The 15,248-nt window shown below is 61.6% G+C and carries 13 protein-coding genes; 6 read left to right on the plus strand and 7 right to left on the minus strand.

Annotated features, from left to right (window positions below; all coding sequences use genetic code 11):
• Window positions 1-108: 108 nt before the first annotated feature.
• The 3 genes from KGA85_RS14400 to gcvH all read left to right on the plus strand — a co-directional run bounded on the left by KGA85_RS14400 (window position 109) and on the right by gcvH (window position 3,397).
• Complete coding sequence (locus KGA85_RS14400) at window positions 109-1,725, plus strand: ABC transporter permease (RefSeq protein ID WP_223455458.1); 1,617 nt, start codon at window positions 109-111, stop codon at window positions 1,723-1,725.
• A 156-nt stretch (window positions 1,726-1,881) separates the two neighbouring features.
• Window positions 1,882-2,964: a glycine cleavage system aminomethyltransferase GcvT gene (gene gcvT / locus KGA85_RS14405; protein ID WP_223455460.1), complete on the plus strand. Its 1,083-nt coding sequence runs from the start codon at window positions 1,882-1,884 to the stop codon at window positions 2,962-2,964.
• 49 nt (window positions 2,965-3,013) lie between these two features.
• Window positions 3,014-3,397 carry a glycine cleavage system protein GcvH gene (gcvH, locus tag KGA85_RS14410; protein WP_223455462.1) on the plus strand — a complete coding sequence of 128 codons (384 nt, stop codon included), beginning with the start codon at window positions 3,014-3,016 and terminating at the stop codon, window positions 3,395-3,397.
• Window positions 3,398-3,443: 46 nt separating this feature from the next.
• Here the strand turns inward: gcvH and KGA85_RS14415 are convergent, their stop codons facing one another.
• Window positions 3,444-4,583, minus strand: a complete 1,140-nt coding sequence (locus tag KGA85_RS14415) for a DegT/DnrJ/EryC1/StrS family aminotransferase (protein WP_223455464.1) — start codon at window positions 4,581-4,583, stop codon at window positions 3,444-3,446.
• 154 nt (window positions 4,584-4,737) lie between these two features.
• Here KGA85_RS14415 and gcvP point away from each other — a divergent pair, with 154 nt between their 5' ends.
• On the plus strand, window positions 4,738-7,611 hold the full coding sequence (gcvP, locus tag KGA85_RS14420) for an aminomethyl-transferring glycine dehydrogenase (protein WP_223455466.1): 2,874 nt from the start codon (window positions 4,738-4,740) through the stop codon (window positions 7,609-7,611).
• A 191-nt stretch (window positions 7,612-7,802) separates the two neighbouring features.
• Here the strand turns inward: gcvP and KGA85_RS14425 are convergent, their stop codons facing one another.
• The 5 genes from KGA85_RS14425 to KGA85_RS14445 all read right to left on the minus strand — a co-directional run bounded on the left by KGA85_RS14425 (window position 7,803) and on the right by KGA85_RS14445 (window position 11,865).
• Complete coding sequence (locus KGA85_RS14425; RefSeq protein ID WP_056726402.1) at window positions 7,803-8,120, minus strand: DUF2388 domain-containing protein; 318 nt, start codon at window positions 8,118-8,120, stop codon at window positions 7,803-7,805.
• Window positions 8,121-8,188: 68 nt separating this feature from the next.
• Complete coding sequence (locus KGA85_RS14430; RefSeq protein WP_223455469.1) at window positions 8,189-8,638, minus strand: NfeD family protein; 450 nt, start codon at window positions 8,636-8,638, stop codon at window positions 8,189-8,191.
• Between the two features lie 8 nt (window positions 8,639-8,646).
• On the minus strand, window positions 8,647-9,567 hold the full coding sequence (locus KGA85_RS14435; protein ID WP_223455471.1) for an SPFH domain-containing protein: 921 nt from the start codon (window positions 9,565-9,567) through the stop codon (window positions 8,647-8,649).
• 84 nt (window positions 9,568-9,651) lie between these two features.
• Window positions 9,652-11,436 carry a GspE/PulE family protein gene (locus KGA85_RS14440; protein ID WP_223455473.1) on the minus strand — a complete coding sequence of 595 codons (1,785 nt, stop codon included), beginning with the start codon at window positions 11,434-11,436 and terminating at the stop codon, window positions 9,652-9,654.
• Window positions 11,437-11,526: 90 nt separating this feature from the next.
• Window positions 11,527-11,865, minus strand: coding sequence for a hypothetical protein (locus KGA85_RS14445; protein WP_223455475.1), 339 nt, complete (start codon window positions 11,863-11,865; stop codon window positions 11,527-11,529).
• A 126-nt stretch (window positions 11,866-11,991) separates the two neighbouring features.
• Between KGA85_RS14445 and KGA85_RS14450 the strand changes: the two genes are divergently transcribed.
• Window positions 11,992-12,462, plus strand: coding sequence for an Lrp/AsnC family transcriptional regulator (locus KGA85_RS14450; protein ID WP_007993158.1), 471 nt, complete (start codon window positions 11,992-11,994; stop codon window positions 12,460-12,462).
• Between the two features lie 52 nt (window positions 12,463-12,514).
• Here KGA85_RS14450 and KGA85_RS14455 read toward each other — a convergent pair whose 3' ends face one another.
• On the minus strand, window positions 12,515-13,882 hold the full coding sequence (locus tag KGA85_RS14455; protein WP_223543188.1) for an inorganic triphosphatase: 1,368 nt from the start codon (window positions 13,880-13,882) through the stop codon (window positions 12,515-12,517).
• A 157-nt stretch (window positions 13,883-14,039) separates the two neighbouring features.
• On the opposite strand from KGA85_RS14455, the gene argE reads away from it, so the two are divergent.
• Complete coding sequence (gene argE / locus KGA85_RS14460) at window positions 14,040-15,191, plus strand: acetylornithine deacetylase (RefSeq protein WP_223455479.1); 1,152 nt, start codon at window positions 14,040-14,042, stop codon at window positions 15,189-15,191.
• Window positions 15,192-15,248: the final 57 nt, after the last annotated feature.

Genomic DNA, 15,248 nt, shown 5'->3' on the forward strand with positions numbered 1-15,248 from the left:
TCACAAAATCTGCGCGGATTGTCCGCGTTTGGGGCTGCTCCGCAGCCCAGCGGGAGCAAGCTCCCTCGCCACAAACAGGGTGCAAACCGTATTTTCTAGAGAACTCCCTTGGCCCATCCCGCCCAACGCCGCTGGTATCCAGTCGTCTTCGCCATCGCTGCGCTGGTCCTGTTGCCCCTGAGCGTCCTGCTGCTTTCCTGGCAAACCATCGATCAACAGATCTGGTCCCATCTCTGGGACACACAGATGCCGCGGTTGCTGGGCAATACCCTGACCCTGGTGCTAGGCGTTGGTGTCGGCGTGACAGTCCTGGGTGTCAGCCTCGCCTGGCTCACCAGCCTTTGCGAATTCCCCGGCCGGCGCTGGCTGGACTGGGCGCTGATGCTGCCCTTCGCGATCCCGGCCTATGTGCTGGCCTTCGTCTTCGTCGGCCTGCTGGATTTCGCCGGGCCCGTGCAAACCCTGCTGCGCGAGTGGTTCGGAACAGGTCTGCGGCTGCCGCGCGTGCGCTCCACGGGTGGCGTGATTGTCGTGCTCGTGCTGGTCTTTTATCCCTATGTTTACCTGCTGGCGCGCACCGCCTTCCTCGCCCAGGGCAAAGGCCTGATGGAAGCCGCGCGGGTCCTTGGCCAATCGCCCTGGCAAGCGTTCTGGCGGGTGGCGTTGCCCATGGCGCGGCCAGCCATCGGTGCGGGCGTGGCATTGGCGCTGATGGAAACCCTGGCGGACTTCGGCGCAGTGTCGGTGTTCAACTTCGATACCTTCACCACCGCCATCTACAAGACCTGGTACGGTTTTTTCAGCCTGTCATCCGCCGCGCAACTGGCCAGCCTGTTGCTGCTGGTGGTGATGCTGGTGCTCTACGGCGAGCGGCGTGCCCGCGGGGCCAACCGGGCGAGCAACGAGCGACCACGGGTCAAGGCGCTGTATCACCTGCGAGGCGTCAAGGCACTGGCGGCCACGACGTGGTGCTGCCTGGTGTTCGCCTGTGCTTTCGTTATCCCGATGCTGCAATTGGTGGTGTGGTTCTGGCTGCGCGGGCGCTTCGATCTCGACGAGCGCTACACCGGGTTGATCGTCCATACCTTGTACCTGGGTGCGATGGCGGCGTTGATCACCGTCAGCGTCGCCTTGTTACTGGCGTTTGCCCGACGACTGGCACCCACCCGGGTCATTCGTTCCGGGATCAGTCTGGCCAACCTGGGCTACGCCTTGCCCGGTTCGGTGCTGGCGGTGTCGATCATGCTGGCGTTCAGTTACCTGGATCGCGAGCTGGTGATCCCTCTCTCAGGCTGGCTCGGTGGCGCGGGCAAGCCGCTGCTGCTGGGCAGTCTGTCGGCGTTGCTGCTGGCCTATCTGGTGCGCTTCATTGCAGTGGCCTACGGGCCGCTGGAAAGCAGCCTGGCGCGTATACGGCCATCTTTGCCCGAAGCGGCACGTAGCCTTGGCGTCAGTGGGCCACGACTGTTTTTCAAAGTGTATCTGCCATTATTGCTACCCGGCACGTTGAGCGCCGCGCTGCTGGTGTTCGTCGATGTGCTCAAGGAAATGCCCGCGACCTTGCTGATGCGCCCGTTTGGCTGGGACACGCTGGCAGTGCGAATCTTCGAAATGACCAGCGAAGGCGAATGGGCGCGGGCGTCTTTGCCGGCGTTGACCCTGGTGCTGGTCGGGCTGTTACCGGTCATCGGACTGATCCGGCGCTCGGCACATCGAAACAGCTAGGTGTCAGTCCTACACCTTGCGGCTACAATGCGCGGCATTCGGTGCGGTCCGTCTGACAGACCAGGTAGCTGAAATCGGCTGAAGGCCCTTTGTTACAAGGCATTCAGTCCGTGCAGCACTTGCCCGCGCCTTCGCCACGCCCGGAAGGAGAAACCCATGGGACAGCGTACGCCTCTGTATGACCTTCATCTCGCACTTGGCGCGAAGATGGTCGATTTTGGCGGTTGGGACATGCCTCTGCATTATGGATCGCAGGTCGAGGAGCACCATCAGGTGCGCCGCGATTGCGGTGTCTTCGATGTATCCCACATGACCGTAATCGACGTCGGCGGCTCCCAGGCCAAAGCCTGGCTCCGGCATTTGCTGGCCAATGATGTCGAACGCCTGCACAGCCCCGGCCGTGCGTTGTACAGCACCATGCTCAACGAGCAGGGCGGCATCGTCGACGACATGATCGTCTACCGTCTCGATGAGGGTTATCGCCTGGTGGTCAATGCCTCCACCCGCGATCAGGACATGGCCTGGATGCAAGCCCATCTCGACGGTTTCGACGTGCAACTTCGCGAGCGCTCCGAGTTGGCGATGCTGGCCATCCAGGGGCCCCACGCCCGGCAGAAAATTGCCGAACTGGTCAGCCAGTCCCGCGGCAACCTGATCCAGCTCCTCAAGCCCTTCGAAGGCCTGTCCGATGGTGACTGGTTCATCGCGCGCACCGGTTATACCGGCGAAGACGGCCTGGAAATCATTCTGCCGGCCGATCAGGCGCCAGGCTTTTTCAACGATCTGGTCGGAGCCGGGATTTCTCCCATCGGCCTCGGCGCGCGGGATACCTTGCGGGTCGAAGCCGGCATGAACCTTTACGGTCAGGACATCCAGCAGGATATTTCACCCTTGGCCTCCAATATGGCCTGGAGCATTGCCTGGGAACCCGCCACCCGGCAGTTCATCGGGCGCAAGGCGCTGGAAGCCGAGCAGGCCGCCGGCGTACAGCACAAACTGGTCGGTCTGGTCCTTGAGGAGCGCGGAGTTTTGCGCGCTCATCAGGTGGTCCGCATCGCCGATGTTGGCGAAGGGGAGATCACCAGTGGTAGTTTCTCTCCTACGCTTAGCAAGTCGATTGCACTGGCGCGCGTGCCGATGGCAACAGCCGACCGCGCTGAAGTGGAAATCCGTGGCAAGTGGTACCCGGTCCGGGTGGTCAAACCGACCTTCGTTCGCCACGGCAAAACCTTGATCTAATCTTTTCTGGCGGGCATGCCCGCCGACCATTTTCCTGAGGACACAGAACATGAGCAATATCCCTGCCGACCTGCGTTTTGCCGAAAGTCACGAATGGGCACGTCTAGACCATGATGGCGGCGTGAAAGTGGGTATTTCAGACCATGCTCAGGAAGCCTTGGGTGATGTGGTGTTCGTCGAGCTGCCGGAAATCGGTAAAGTGTTCGCTGCCGGCGAGGCTGCGGGTGTCGTCGAGTCGGTCAAGGCCGCGTCGGATATCTACTCGCCACTCTCCGGTACAGTCATTGCCGTCAACGAAGAGTTGGCCAACAACCCGGAACTGGTCAACAGCGCGCCCTATGACAGCTGGTTCTTCAAACTGGAGCCAAGCGATACCTCTGAACTGAACAACCTGCTCGACCCGGCGGGCTACAAGGCCACCATCGGCGAGTAATGTTCGCCCGTGTAGGCGCCGGCAAGCCGGCTCCTACACGGGTGGTTCAAGACTTGAGTACGGCTTTCACGGCCGTCACCGAACGTTCCACATCCGCTTTGCTCATCGCCGTGAACATCGGCAGCGAGACAATCAGCCGACCGACCCGCTCAGCGACCGGGAACATGCCCTCCTTGAAACCGCGCTCACGGTAAAGGCTCAACAGGTGAATCGGCGGGTAGTGATAGCCGATCCCGACACCCAGTGCCTGCATCTGCTCCATAAAGGTCGCCCGCGCCGGTTTGCCATCCTTACGCTCCGGTAATACCAGCTGGAACAGATGCCAATTGCTTTGGGTGAAATCCGCCGGAGGCAGTTGCGCTCCGTACTGCGCTTCGAAATCCGCGCCAAAACAGGCGAAATAGTGCCGGGCCAAGTCACGGCGATGGGCGGTGATGGTTTCGATATGAGCAAATTGCCCCAGGCCAATGGCCGCGGCGACGTCGGTCATGTTGAATTTGCCACCCAGCACGTCGACGTCCAGTCCGTCGAAGCCGTTGCGGGTAACGCCCTGCAGTCGATATTTCTCTGCCAGGCGTACTTCTTCGGCCGTATTCAGCACCAGGCAACCGCCTTCGGAGGAGGTGACGTTTTTGTTCGCCTGGAAACTGAAGGACACGAAATCCCCCGTCGAGCCAATGCGCTGGCCGTTCCAGTTGGAGCCCAGCGCCTGGGCTGCATCCTCCACAATCCGCAGGCCGTGCTTTTTCGCCAGGGCATACAAACGCGTCATGTCCACTGGCAACCCGGCGAGGTACACCGGGATGATGGCTTTGGTGCGGGGGGTAATCGCCGCTTCCAGTTGATCGAGATCGATATTGCGGGTCACCGGGTCGATGTCGGCAAACACCGGGGTGGCGCCGACTTCCAGGATGACGTTGGCGGTGGCCACCCAGGAAATCGGCGTGGTGATCACTTCATCGCCGGGCCCGACCCCGGCAATACGCAAGGCGATTTCCATGGTGCAGGTGCCGGAATTGAAGGTGCGCACCGGGCGCCCGCCAAAAAACTCCGAAAGCTGCGCTTCGAAGGCCTGGACCTTGGGGCCGCTGGTGATCCAGCCCGAGCGCAATACATCACCGACGGCGGCGATCGTGGCTTCATCGATGGTGGGTTTGGAAAACGGCAGGAAAGGCAGTTGGCTCATGAATACAGTCACCCGATCAGCGGATATTAAGTTGGCGGCGGACATGATGATCCGGATTGGTCGACCGCGCCACGTCATCCACGCGAAGATCGACTGCTATGCTGGTTTGACCGTGTTGCATCGACGCCGAGCGCCAGTCAAGAGAGAGCCCGTCATGTCCCAATTGCCGTCCCTGAGCCAGTTACGCGACCCCAATGCCTTTCTGCGCCGCCACCTCGGACCCGACGCCGCCGAGCAACAGGCGATGCTCGACAGCCTCGGCCTGGGCAGTCGGGTCGAATTGATCGAGCAAACGGTGCCGCCGGGCATCCGCCTCAATCGGGCGCTGGACCTGCCCCCGGCACTCGATGAAGAGGCCGCGCTGGCCAAGTTGCGCGGTTATGCCGAGCAGAACCAGGTCTGGACCAGCCTGATCGGCATGGGCTACCACGGCACCCTCACACCGGCCGTCATACTGCGTAACGTGCTGGAAAATCCCGGCTGGTACACCGCGTACACCCCCTATCAACCGGAGATCGCCCAAGGGCGGCTCGAAGCGCTGCTGAACTTCCAGCAGCTGACTATCGACCTGACCGGTCTGGAGCTGGCCAATGCCTCGCTGCTCGATGAGGCCACCGCCGCGGCGGAAGCCATGGCCCTGGCCAAGCGGGTTGCCAAGTCCAAAAGCAACCTGTTCTTTGTCGACGAGAACTGTCACCCGCAAACCATTTCCGTGGTGCAGACCCGCGCTGAAGGCTTCGGCTTCGAGCTGATCGTCGACGCTGTGGATAACTTGAAGCAGCACCAGGTGTTCGGCGCGCTGCTGCAGTACCCCGACACCCACGGTGAAATCCACGACCTGCGGCCGCTGATCGATCACCTGCACGCGCAACAGGCCCTGGCCTGTGTCGCCACGGATTTGCTGAGCCTGTTGTTGCTGACCCCGCCGGGTGAACTGGGCGCCGATGTGGTGTTCGGCTCGTCCCAGCGATTTGGCGTGCCCATGGGCTACGGCGGGCCCCACGCGGCATTTTTTGCCAGCCGCGATGAATACAAACGGGCAATTCCCGGGCGGATCATCGGTGTTTCGAAAGATGCGCGGGGCAACACCGCCCTGCGCATGGCCCTGCAAACCCGCGAGCAACACATCCGCCGGGAAAAGGCCAACTCCAACATCTGCACGGCCCAGGTGCTGCTGGCCAATATCGCCAGTTTCTATGCGGTCTACCACGGCCCCGAAGGGCTCAAGCGGATCGCCCAGCGGGTACATCGGCTGACCTGCATCCTGGCCGCCGGGCTTGAACGCAACGGTATCACCCGGGTTAACCGGCACTTCTTCGACACCCTGACGCTGGAAGTCGGCGGAGCCCAGACCGCGATCATCGAAAGTGCCCGGGCCGCGCAGATCAACCTGCGCATTCTCGGGCGCGGCCAACTGGGCTTGAGCCTCGACGAGGCCTGCGACGAAGGCACCGTGGCGAAGCTGTTCGACGTGTTCCTGGGGGCCGATCACGGGCTCAGCGTCGACGACCTGGATGCCGAGGTCTTGCCTGGCGGAATTCCCGAAAAGTTGGTGCGAACTTCGCCTTATCTGCGCCATCCCGTGTTCAGCGCCCATCACAGCGAAACCGAGATGCTGCGCTACCTCAAGCAACTGGAAAACAAGGACCTGGCGCTCAATCAATCGATGATCCCGCTGGGCTCCTGCACCATGAAGCTCAACGCCACCAGCGAGATGATCCCGATTACCTGGCCGCAGTTCGCCAACCTGCACCCGTTCGTGCCCAAGGAACAGGCCGCCGGTTATGGGCTGATGATCGAAGAACTGGAGCGCTGGTTGTGTGCGATCACCGGTTTCGACGCGATCTGCATGCAACCCAACTCCGGTGCCCAGGGCGAATACGCCGGGCTGCTGGCGATCCGCAAATACCATGAGAGCCGACAACAGGGCGGCCGCGATATTTGCCTGATTCCTTCATCGGCTCATGGCACCAATCCCGCGTCGGCGCAAATGGCCGGGATGCGCGTGGTGATCGTCGAATGTGACGAGGCGGGCAACGTCGACCTGGAGGACCTCAAGGAGAAAGCCGCGCAGGCCGCAGACAAACTCGCCTGCCTGATGGCGACCTATCCTTCAACCCACGGGGTGTATGAGGAAGGTATCAGCGAAATCTGTGAAGTGATCCACCAGCATGGCGGTCAGGTGTACATGGATGGCGCTAACCTCAACGCTCAGGTCGGGTTGGCGCGGCCGGCCGATATTGGCGCCGATGTCTCGCACATGAACCTGCACAAGACCTTCTGCATTCCCCATGGTGGCGGTGGGCCGGGCATGGGACCGATTGGTGTTCGGGCGCATTTGGCGCCGTTCGTGGCCAACCATCCGGTGGTGCCGATCGACGGGCCGCACCCGCAAAATGGCGCCGTCAGCGCAGCGCCCTGGGGCAGCGCAAGCATTTTGCCGATCAGCTGGATGTACATCGCGATGATGGGGCCGCAATTGGCGGACGCCAGCGAAGTGGCGATCCTCGCCGCGAATTACCTGGCGCGGCATTTGTCCGGTGCCTTCCCTGTGCTCTACACCGGACGCAATGAGCGGGTGGCCCACGAATGCATCCTCGACCTTCGACCACTCAAGGCGTTGACCGGCATTACCGAAGAGGACGTGGCCAAGCGCCTGATGGACTACGGCTTCCATGCCCCGACCATGTCGTTTCCGGTGCCGGGGACGCTGATGGTTGAACCGACCGAAAGCGAGTCGAAGGCGGAACTAGACCGCTTTATCGGGGCGATGCTGAGCATCCGCGCGGAAATCAACGAGGTGCAGAACGGTAACTGGCCGGCTGAAGAAAACCCGCTGAAAGGTGCGCCGCATACGTTGGCCGATATCACCGGCGTGTGGGAGCGGCCGTACAGCATCGTGCAAGCGGTCACGCCGGACGCGCACACCAAGGCGCACAAATACTGGCCGGTGGTGAACCGGGTGGACAATGTGTATGGGGACCGGAACCTGTTTTGTGCGTGTGTGCCGGTGGATGATTACCGCTGAAATTTCCGGCTGCACATAACCCCTGTGGGAGCCTGCTCGCGAATGCGGTGTGACAGTCAATGAAGTTTTTACTGATCCACCGCTATCGCGAGCAGGCTCGCTCCCACAGGGGGGCTCTGTGAACCTTGGACCTGTGTACGCAAGGCAAAAAAATGCCGCTCAAGTGAGCGGCATTCTTGTGTACGCGACTGTTACTCCGAAGCCACGGCATTCTTCGCCAGGATCGCGTTCGCCAGCTCCATATCCGTGGCTTGCAGCCCCGGGTTGTCGGCGCGGACTTTCTGCATGGCCGCTTCCAGGTACGGACCGCGGATACTGCCATCACTGGCGACGAAGCTGCTGGCATCGTCCTGTGCCGCGACGACCAGCTTGTTATCCTTGGATGTCAGATAGCTCGAACCGGTGGTTGCACCGGAGGTAAGAACGTTACGCCAAAAAGTATCGGCCATCGCCGAACCGACAGGCAAAGACAACAGCGCGACGGTAGCGACAGCAAGTTTGAAACGCATGACAGGGTGACTCCACTGGGTTGACTACGCGGTTGGATTGCCAACCCCCAATCGAGTTCCGTGGCTGCCTATTCTGTCGCTTCGACCAACAGGATCGCGCCTTGCTGGCCGACTACCCGCACGCGACTGCCAATGGCGGCGTCCGGCCCGCGGGCCATCCACACGCCGTCGGCCACCTTGATCTTGCCGCGACCGTCGACAATCGCTTCATGCACCACGAAGGTTTTGCCGATCAGTTCCTGGCCGCGCAGATTCAGGTGCTGCTGATCGCTCGGGCGCGCCGCCGTGCGCTGATGCCGCCACCAGTACAACGCGGTGGTGATCGACAGCAGGCCGAACAACAGAAACTGCCATTCCCAGGACAAGCCCGGCAACAGGAAGGTCAAGACGCCCACGGCTGCCGCGGCCATGCCGATCCACAGCAGGTAACCGCCGGCACCGAACACTTCGAGAATCAACAGCACTGTGCCCAACGCCAACCAGTCCCAGAACGAAAGGTGCTGCAAAAATGCCCACATGGCGCGCCTCAGGCTTTCTTGTTATCGAAAGTGGCCTTGACGATTTCGCCAATGCCGCCCACCGCGCCGATCATCGAACTGGCCTCCAGCGGCATCAGGATCACCTTGCTGTTGTTGGCCGAAGCCAGCTTGCCCAGCGCATCGATGTACTTCTGCGCCACGAAGTAGTTGACCGCTTGCACGTTGCCGCTGGCAATGGCTTCGGACACCACTTTGGTCGCCTGGGCTTCTGCCGCGGCTTGTCGCTCGCGAGCTTCGGCCTCCAGGAAGGCGGCCTGGCGACTGCCTTCGGCTTCGAGGATCTGCGCCTGCTTCTTGCCTTCGGCGGTCAGGATCGCTGCGGCGCGCAGGCCCTCGGCCTCGAGGATTTGTGCACGCTTGATCCGTTCGGCTTTCATCTGCCCCGACATCGCCGCCATCAGGTCGGCGGGTGGGCTGATGTCCTTGATCTCGATCCGGGTGATCTTGATGCCCCACGGCGCGGTCGCTTCGTCGACGGTGCGCAACAGTTTTTCGTTGATCCCGTCACGCTGGCTGAGCATGGCGTCGAGTTCCATCGAGCCGAGCACGGTGCGGATGTTGGTTTGCAGCAGGTTGCGGATGGCGTGTTCGAGGTTGTTGACCTCGTAGGCGGCCTGGGCCGTGTTGACCACCTGGAAGAAGCACACGGCGTCGATTTGCACCGTGGCGTTGTCGGAGGTGATGACTTCCTGCGGCGGAATATCCAGCACGCTTTCCATCACATTCATCTTGCGGCCGATGCGGTCCATGACCGGAATGATGACATTCAGCCCCGGCTTGAGTGTGTTGGTGTAGCGACCGAAACGTTCGACGGTCCATTCAAAGCCCTGGGGCACGACCTTGAAACCCATGAACAGAATGGCGACCACCAGGCCGACAAAAAGCAAAAGCACACTACCGATCTGCATAACGATTCCTTGTTGATGTGTGGATCTTTGGAGTTGCAATGGCTGGAGTGTAGCTGTGCCGATGCCGGATAAGTACAGCCGGGCTCAGCTCTGCTCGCTCTGGGGTGTCACTCGCAGAACCTCCTCGATGGTCGTCAGCCCGGCGCCGACCTTTTGCGCTCCTGACAGTCGCAGGCTGCGCATGCCTTCCTTGAATGCCTGGCGTCGCACGGCCAGCAGATCGGTGTCGGGACTGATCAGCGCTTTGATGCTGTCGCTGAGCTGCATGATTTCGTAGACCCCGGCGCGGCCGCGATAACCGGTGTCGCGGCATTCCACGCAACCGATGGCGCGCTGGGCATTGGCCGGCAAGGGTGCTTGCCAGGGACGGGTCAGGGTTTGCCAGTCGTCTTCGCCCAGCGTCAGCGGCGACTTGCAGTGCGGGCACAGGGTTCGCACCAGTCGCTGTGCCATGACGCCGAGCACCGTGGCCTTGATCAGGTAGTGCGGCACGCCGAGCTCCAGCAGACGGCTGATGGCGCTGGGTGCGTCGTTGGTGTGCAGGGTCGACAGCACCAAGTGCCCGGTGAGCGCCGCCTGGATCGCCATCTCCGCGGTTTCGAGGTCGCGGATCTCGCCGATCATGATGATGTCCGGGTCTTGCCGCATCAGCGCGCGCACACCGGCGGCGAAGGTCAGGTCGATGTTGTGCTGGACCTGCATCTGGTTGAACGCCGGCTCGACCATTTCGATCGGGTCTTCGATGGTGCAGAGGTTGACCTCCGGCGTCGCCAGTTTTTTCAGGGTGGTGTAGAGGGTGGTGGTCTTGCCCGAACCCGTCGGCCCGGTGACGAGGATGATGCCGTGGGGTTGGCGGGTCATGTCTTGCCAGCGGCGCAGATCGTCGGCGGAGAAACCAAGCTGGTCGAAGTCCTTGAGCAATACTTCCGGGTCGAAGATCCGCATGACCATTTTTTCGCCGAAGGCTGTGGGCAGTGTCGATAAACGCAGTTCGACTTCACCGCCGTCCGGGGTCTTGGTTTTGACCCGGCCGTCCTGGGGTTTGCGTTTCTCCGCGACGTTCATGCGCCCCAGGGTTTTCAGGCGGCTGACGATGGCCATGGTGACCTGGGGCGGGAATTGATAGACGTTGTGCAGCACGCCGTCGATGCGAAAGCGCACAGTGCCTTGCTCGCGCCGGGGTTCGATGTGGATGTCGCTGGCGCGTTGCTGGAACGCGTACTGGAACAGCCAGTCGACGATATTGACGATGTGTGCGTCGTTGGCGTCCGGCTCCTGGTCGCTGGCGCCGAGGTTGAGCAGCTGTTCGAAATTGCCGAGGGTACTGACTTGCGGGTCGGCGCTGTTCGCCCCGGTGACCGATTTGGCCAGGCGGAAGAATTCGACGCTGAAGCGCTGGATGTCCACCGGGTTGGCGACCACACGCTTGATCGGCAATTTGAGCACGTGGGTCAGGTCAGCCTCCCAGCCACTGACATAAGGCTGGGCGCTGGCCACGGTTACCGCCTCGCGGTCGATCGCTACCGCGAGGATCTTGTGGCGCTGGGCAAAGGCATAGGACATCAGCGGGGTCACGGCCGCGACGTTGATTTTCAGTGGGTCGATGCGCAGGTAAGGCTGGCCGGCCTGCCGGGATAGCCACAGGGTCAGGCTCTCGAGGTCCAGTGGTTTGCCGGGACGGCTGAGATCGTCCAGCTGTTGGCTGGCGATGAACTCGAGCGGATGCATCTGGCCAAGGGAGGCGTTGCGGCGGCGGGCATTGAGCGCGTGTTCGGCCGAATCCTGACTGATAAAGCCCTGGGCGACCAGTTCGCGCAGCAGGTCATTGAGATCCAGCCAGCGGTCCTGAAAGGCGAGATGTACGGACATGCGGGCTCCTTTTGAACGACAGTGCGCAAAGGATAGCCGTGGCCCGGCTGACCGCTGGGCCACTACCCGACGAAGGCGTTTCGGAGTTTTTCAGCCCGCCGCTTGAACCGCTTCGGCCCATGGGGAATCAGCTTCTTGCAACTCCACCGAGCAGACGCTGATCAGGTTACGAAGTTTTTCCGCAATCACTTGCGCGCGGTGCCAGCTCAAACCGTCGATGACGATCTCGATGCTCAGCCAGTCGTCCTGGCGCTGCGCGTTGACCTGTTCCGGCGTGAGCAATTGCAAGGCGAACAGATTGAGGGCGCGACACAGCAGGTCCGGTTCTGCCTCGGCCAGCATTTGATAGCGAACCCGGCAGTTGGCGTTGCCGACGTTCCAGACATCGGCACGGGCAGGTGGGGTGTTCACGGCTTCGAGATACGGCATGATCAGGCTCCAGAAATACTGGAGAAATGTTTACATCCTGTGCCGGGTATTTCTTCTCTATGATTGGCTGTATTGCAGGAATGAAGAATCAATCAATTCACTTGTTACTCAGTTAAGGGTTTTTTTATGCAGAGCGAACTGGACAGCTACGACCGCAAGATCCTCGCCTTGCTGCAAGAGGATGCTTCGCTTTCCAGCGCACAGATCGCCGAGCAGGTGGGGCTCTCGCAATCGCCGTGCTGGCGGCGGATTCAGCGGATGAAGGAGGAGGGCATCATTCGCGGCCAGGTGACCTTGCTCGACCGCAAGAAAATCGGCCTGAACACGCAGATCTTCGCGGAGGTGAAACTCAATGCCCACGGGCGTTCGAATTTCACCGAATTCACCGAGGCGATTCGCGGCTTTCCGGAGGTGCTGGAGTGTTACGTGCTGATGGGGGCGGTGGATTTCTTGCTGCGGATTGTCACGGCGGACATCGAGGCGTACGAGCGCTTCTTCTTCGAGAAGCTGTCGATGGTGCCGGGGATTCAGGAGGTGAATTCGATCGTGGCGTTGTCGGAGATCAAGTCGACCACCAGTTTGCCGGTGGTGCGCTGATGATACTTGAGGGACTTTGTGGCGAGGGGGCAAGCCCCCTCGCCACAAGGTATTACAGACGCAGCAACATTTTCCAGGCACGGTTCTGATACACCGCAATCGCCTGCTGCTTGCGCGCATCCAGGACTTCATCGGTGATCGATTCGTTGGCCAGTTGCGCCAGTTTGTTCAGCTCACCGTACAGGCGATCCATTTCCGGGATCTCCAGCACGTTACGCGCATGGTGCAGCCAGACCTGGATGCGTTCGATGCGCGGCAGTTGCTCGGCCAGGTCTTCCGGCTGTTGCTGGTAACGTTGCAGTTGCAACGAAGTGGCTTCTTCGCCCAGCAGGCGCGGTAACCAGCTGCCCAGTTGCGCAGCGCCCTGGCGATTGCCGCGGGTGTTGCGGTCGGCGGCCCAGGTGCGGGCCAGCAGCCAGCGCGAGGTGGTCAGGGAGAACAGGCCCCAGCGCGGGTCTTCGAGCTCTTCGAGGAATTGTTCGGGCGCGGCTTTGCGTACGTCTTCATCTTCCAGGCCGGCCTGGACCAGCGGGCGCCAGTCTTCCAGCAAGGCATCGAGGGCGATACGCAGATCGTGGGTCGACTGACGTGGTGCGGCCTGGCCCAGGCTGCTGATCAGCGCGCGCATTTCCGCGAGGCATTCGACCCAGTCCTGCAACAGGCGCCAGTGACCGTTGAAGCGATACTGTTCGGCCAGACGCTGGCTGCTGCCCAGCAAGTGCCAGCTCAGCGCGGCGAACGCATCGTCCAGCGGCGTTTCCGCCGTGATCTGCGGCGCCGGCAGGCTCAACGAATAGCTGTGGGTGTCGTACAGGCGATAACCGCGCTCGGCCTTGCTGATGTCGCAGGGCATCAGGGCCAGTTTCTCGGCCAGTTCGGCGGCCAGTTCCAGCAGGGCTGCCGGCTCGCCTTCGCGCAGTTCCAGTTCCAGCTCGCAGATTTCTTCTTTCTGCTTGCCGACCACGACGTGACCCAGGTCCAGCGCGGCCTCGATGACCACTTTGGTCTTGCCGCGGCCCCAGGCGATTTCCGCGCGTTCGCGGACGAAGTCGGTGGTGAAGATCGGCTTCAGGGTTTTCTTGTCCAGCTCGGCCAGTTCCTCGGGCCAGCATTCGCCGTCGAGTTTCTTCAGGTCGAGCTTGGCTTTGGGCAGGTTCCAGTCGTACTCGTTACGCACGGACAGGCCGGCGACGCTCTGGCCGCGGGTCTTGAGGGTCTGAATCACTTCTTCGCCATCCTTGCGCAGGCGCAGGGCGACTTTGGCCTGGGCCAGGTCGCGCTCGGGCGTGTCGAAGTACTGGTTCATCAACTCACGGCGTTCCCAGCCACTTTTGTTGCGTTTTTTCAGTAACGGGTGCTCGCGCAGGGCGGCGAGGGTTTCGCGGCTGACGCGGAGTTTGATTTCGGTTTCTTTCTGCATGGCCGGAAAATCCAGGATCGGGAGCGCAGCCGGGGGAATGTGTGGCTGCCAAGGTCGTGCAGTGTACAGGACTCAAGGTTAGTACGCGCCGAGACGGTTTATTCCTGTCATCGGTTGGTTCTATGATGGACTTCAATTCGGGTGCCGGGAGTCAACGATGCCATTGCCGTCGATGAAAGAACAATTCGCTGCGTTGATCGCCGCACCGTCGGTCAGTTGCACCCAGCCCAGTCTCGATCAATCCAACCGCCCGGTGATCGATCTGCTGGCGACGTGGCTCGGTGAGCTGGGTTTTACCTGCGAGATCCAGCAGGTCAGCCCCGGCAAGTTCAACCTGCTGGCCAGTTTCGGTTCTGGCCCCGGCGGCCTGGTGCTCGCCGGGCACAGCGACACCGTGCCGTTCGACGGCGCGCTGTGGCAAACCGACCCGCTGAAACTGACCGAAGTCGGCGGTCGTTGGGTTGGCCTGGGCAGTTGCGACATGAAGGGCTTTTTCGCCCTGGCCATCGAGGCGGTCAAACCGCTGCTCGATCAGCCGTTCAAACAGCCGTTGCTGATTCTCGCCACTTGCGACGAAGAAAGTTCGATGTCCGGCGCCCGCGCGCTGGCCGAAGCGGGGCGACCGCTGGGGCGGGCGGCGGTAATCGGCGAGCCGACAGGGCTCAAGCCGATCCGCATGCACAAGGGCATCATGATGGAGCGCATCGACATCCTCGGGCAGAGCGGTCATTCCTCCGACCCGCGCCTGGGCCACAGCGCCCTGGAGGCCATGCACGATGCCATCGGTGAACTGCGTGGCCTGCGCCTGTTGTGGCAGCGCGAATTCCGCAATCCGCAGTTTGGCGTGCCGATGCCAACGATGAATTTCGGTTGCATCCATGGCGGCGACAATCCCAACCGCATCTGCGGCCAGTGTTCGCTGGAGTTCGATTTGCGCCCGTTGCCCGGCATGGACCCCAAGGTCCTGCGCGCCGAGATCCTGCAGAAGCTCAAGCCGGTTGCCGAGCGGCATCAGGTGAAGATCGATTACGCGCCGCTGTTCCCCGAAGTGCCGCCGTTCGAGCAGGCCGAGGACGCCGAGTTGGTGCGCCTTGCTGAAAAGCTCACCGGTCATAGCGCCGAAGCAGTGGCGTTTGGCACCGAAGCGCCTTATCTTCAGCGCCTTGGCTGCGAAACGCTGGTGCTTGGCCCGGGCGATATTGCCTGCGCCCACCAGCCGGGGGAATACCTCGAAATGTCACGTTTGCAGCCTACGGTGCATCTATTAAGGCAACTGATCGAACACTATTGCCTGACACCTGCAACTTGATCATGTGGGAGCGGGCTTGCTCGCGAAGGCGTCGTGTCATCCACCTCAATACTGAAT

Source organism: Pseudomonas sp. GL-B-12 (assembly GCF_019955895.1).
In the GTDB taxonomy this organism is placed as follows: Bacteria; Pseudomonadota; Gammaproteobacteria; order Pseudomonadales; family Pseudomonadaceae; genus Aquipseudomonas.